We start from the raw sequence: 3,875 nt of genomic DNA, 5'->3' as shown, positions 1-3,875 counted from the left end.
CTGCGCAATTCGCCTCTCGTGCTACAATTTTCTAACACAAGCAACATATTCGCATACACTTAGACGTTATTTGACCAATTACCCGACAAATCGGCTGAATAACTAGATGTATTTAATGAATAGTATTGCAATGGATGCAGTTTGCGGGTACCCTCCGCAAAACTGTGATTAAATACGGATGTTTAGTGAATATTTATGTCATGGAAATGGCAAGTATTGACTAGTAGTAACACGAGACAACTATGCATAACACCACTAATGCTACTGAAGCTCCTAAGGGCAACTTTTGGATGTTTTTCATCCCTTCCCTAATTGGTCTTCTACTCTTTATGGCTCCGATCTCTTACGATGGCGGCCTAACCATTCCCGTTGCCGTGATGGCAAAAGTCATCCCAGCGGTGTTAGGCGATACCTTGATTGCTATCGTCACCAGTATCATCGCTTTCATGGCCGTTGCTTCTGTTCTTTGCAAAATTTTTAAGCCAGCTGCAATTTTACGTAATGGTTTTTTAAACGGTCTCTTCAACCCATCTCCACTTTGGCTCGTTGTTCGTTTAATCGGCGGCGCTGCCGTGTTAATGACGTTCTTCCAAGTGGGTCCAAAAGCAATTTGGGAAGAGAACACTGGCGGGCTTGTTCTTACTGGTCTTCTACCTACTCTGTTTGCCGTTTTCATTTTCGCGGGTTTACTGCTTCCGCTTCTTTTGAACTTCGGTCTTCTGGAGCTATTTGGTGCGTTACTCAGTAAAATAATACGTCCGGTATTCAACCTACCTGGCCGCAGTGCAATTGACTGTATGGCATCTTGGCTAGGCGACGGAAGTGTTGGTATCTTGCTAACCAGCAAGCAATACGAAAATAAGTTCTATACTCAGCGTGAAGCGGCTGTTGTCGGGACCACTTTCTCAGCAGTATCGATCACGTTTAGCTTAGTTGTTATCGCTCAGGTAAAACTAGAGCACTTATTTTTGCCTTTCTACGGCGCTATCTGTCTAGCTGGTATCGTAGCTGCGATTATCATTCCTCGCCTGCCTCCGCTTAGTCTGAAGAAAGATCGCTACATTGACGGCAGCAACCCAGATAAAGACGCAGATGCAGTGCCAGAAGGCCACACCACATTCTCTTGGGGTATGGATCTAGCTCTTAAGCGTGCTGGTCAAGTCACATCGGTTCAGTCTGTATTTAAAGAAGGCGTACACAACGCAGTCGACATGGTATTTGGCGTATTACCTGTAGTGATGGGTCTTGGTACCGTTGCATTGGTGATTGCAGAATACACGCCTGTATTTGCAATTCTGGGTCAACCGTTTATCCCATACCTAGAGCTACTGCAAGTCCCTGAAGCTGTTGCAGCATCACAGACAATCGTTGTTGGCTTTGCGGATATGTTTATTCCAGCAATTTTAGCGGCCTCAATCGATAACGAAATGACACGTTTTGTTATTGCAGCAATGTCAGTAACTCAGCTTATCTACATGTCGGAAGTAGGTGCCCTACTGTTAGGCAGCAAAATTCCAGTAAACATTGTAGAGCTCTTCGTAATCTTCATTTTACGTACGTTAATCACATTACCTGTGATTGCTGGCGTTGCTCATCTTATTTTCTAAAATCGAGACGTCAATAAACAAAGGCTCCGCATCGTCGGGGCCTTTTTTATACCTAAAACTCCGTCCACATTAGGCTTTTAGTAAAAAGCTCATAATTTACAAAGACAAAACTTCAACAAAACACCTTTCAGCACCAACAAAATTTTCATCACCTCACCTGTAAAGCCAGTTAATGCCACTGTTTGTTAAGCAATTCTTTTCATTATGACGATTTCATTAATTGAGCTCACAAACATGATCACACTCACAAGTTTTAACGTAAATTGTCGGTTTGTTTAAATTTAGTTAAAAAAGACGACAAATGAGTTCATGTTTTTGACAAAGATGTCGATAAAAATATAACCAAACACAATAGGTTTCTCTTTATGCCCAATTCGCTCGGTTTAAAAGAGGCGAAAGCAAAGTGGAACCAACCGGGAGAATCAGAGGAAAGCTCATGAAATTCAGACATAAGGTTGTCACAGCCTCTTCATTTTTGCTGCTAATTACCGTGTCGTTATTGTCGACACAACAAGTTATGACCATCCGCTCCCAAACTCAGGAGCAAATCGACTCAAGTGTCAACGAGATATTGACCAGTGTTGGTAACACTGTGCAATCAGAAATGAATGCAAAGAAGGATCTCGCTCGCTCCATTACTGAAGTGATTGAGCTTGATCCCAGTTCACATAGCTATGTTCAAAACATACTTGAAAGACCGACGCCAAAAAGCAGCTTCCTTGCCATCGGTTTTGGTTATGAAAGTAATGGCTTTGTGATTGAAAATGACGACGGCTGGGATGCGGGTCCAGACTACGACCCACGTCAGCGTCCTTGGTTTATTGCAGCTAAGAGCAAAGGCGATTTGGTCGTAACCGATCCGTACGTCGATGCCTCTTCGAAAAACGTTATCATCTCTGTTGGTACACCAGTAAAAGAAAATGGCCAGTTTTTAGCCGGTATGTTTTATGACCTCGAATTAACTACCCTTTCTGATCTGGTCAACCAAGTGAATCTGTTTGATGCTGGTTACTTATTTCTGATCACCGCTGATGGCACAACCATTGCTCACCCTCAAAGTAAGTATAACGGCGAGAAGGTCGGTAGCTACCTCCCGCAAATCGAACTTACGCAATCAGCACAACATGTTGAGATTGATGGCAACCGCTACATGGTTAACCTGACTCACATTCCTGGCGAGAACTGGTACGTAGGTTCGGTGATCGATGAAGCTGTTGCCTATTCTGCCGTAGGAGAGCTTCGTAACAACGCTATTATTTATTCAATCATTGCCGTGATTGCATCTATTATCGCCCTAACTCTGTTGATTCGCACTCTCATGCGTCCTTTGGACACGCTAAACAATGCGATTAAAGATGTAGCATCAGGGAAAGGCGACCTTACACAACGCCTCGAAACAGATACTGACCAAGAGTTTTCTGAGCTTGCCACAAACTTCAATACGTTCATGGAGAACTTACAACAGCAAATCATTGAGTCGAAACGTATTTCTGATCAAATTTTAAACGGAACTCAAATCACCGCTGAGGGCGCAAAAGACTCGGCAAGCGCAATTCACACTCAGCTGCAAGAGCTAGAACAACTTGCTACCGCGATGCATGAGATGTCTGTCACCGCGACAGAGGTTGCTAATAATGCGCAAGGTGCGGCAAGTGCAGCCAAAGAAGCCGACCAAGCAACGGTTGAGGGGTCTTCTATCGTTGGTGAATCGACACAAACGATAAACATGCTTTCCGATAGCATTGACCTTGCAGTCGAAGAAGTACAAGTGTTGGAATCTGCTACCGCCAATATCGAAACGATTCTAAAAGTCATCAACGATATTGCGGACCAAACGAACTTACTCGCGTTGAATGCCGCAATCGAGGCTGCACGTGCGGGAGAATCTGGCCGAGGCTTCGCCGTTGTTGCAGATGAAGTACGTACACTGGCACAACGTACTCAAGAGTCGACAACAGAGATTCGTACTATGATTGAGCAACTACAATCTGGCGCTTCATCTGTGGCAAATGCCATGCATCAAAGCAAAGGTAGTGCTATAGAGGCCGTTGAAAAAGCGGGTTTAGCAAATAGTGCGTTACAACGCATTCGTGACGCGATTCAGCGTATTTCCGATATGAACTTGCAAATTGCCTCAGCAGCGGAAGAGCAAAGCCTTGTCGCTGAAGAGATCAACAACAATACGGTGAATATTAAAGACCTATCGACTCAAGTCGCCGAATCGGCAAATCGAACCAACGACGCGATGCAGGCGCAACAAGAAGATGT

General features: G+C 44.2%; 2 protein-coding genes. Both read left to right on the top strand.

Annotated features, from left to right (window positions below; all coding sequences use genetic code 11):
* Positions 1 to 242 precede the first annotated feature (242 nt).
* Complete coding sequence (locus CAG68_RS04985; RefSeq protein WP_161440844.1) at positions 243 to 1,607, top strand: nucleoside recognition domain-containing protein; 1,365 nt, start codon at positions 243 to 245, stop codon at positions 1,605 to 1,607.
* 436 nt (positions 1,608 to 2,043) lie between these two features.
* The coding region (locus tag CAG68_RS04980; RefSeq protein ID WP_161440843.1) for a methyl-accepting chemotaxis protein at positions 2,044 to 3,875 on the top strand (1,832 nt) is incomplete at its 3' end.

Origin of the sequence: Vibrio sp. V42_P2S4T144 (genome assembly GCF_009904715.1) — a bacterium.
Taxonomy (GTDB): domain Bacteria; phylum Pseudomonadota; class Gammaproteobacteria; order Enterobacterales; family Vibrionaceae; genus Vibrio; species Vibrio alginolyticus.
Note: the sequence above shows the minus strand (reverse complement) of the source record. Positions and strands in the feature narration are given on the sequence as shown.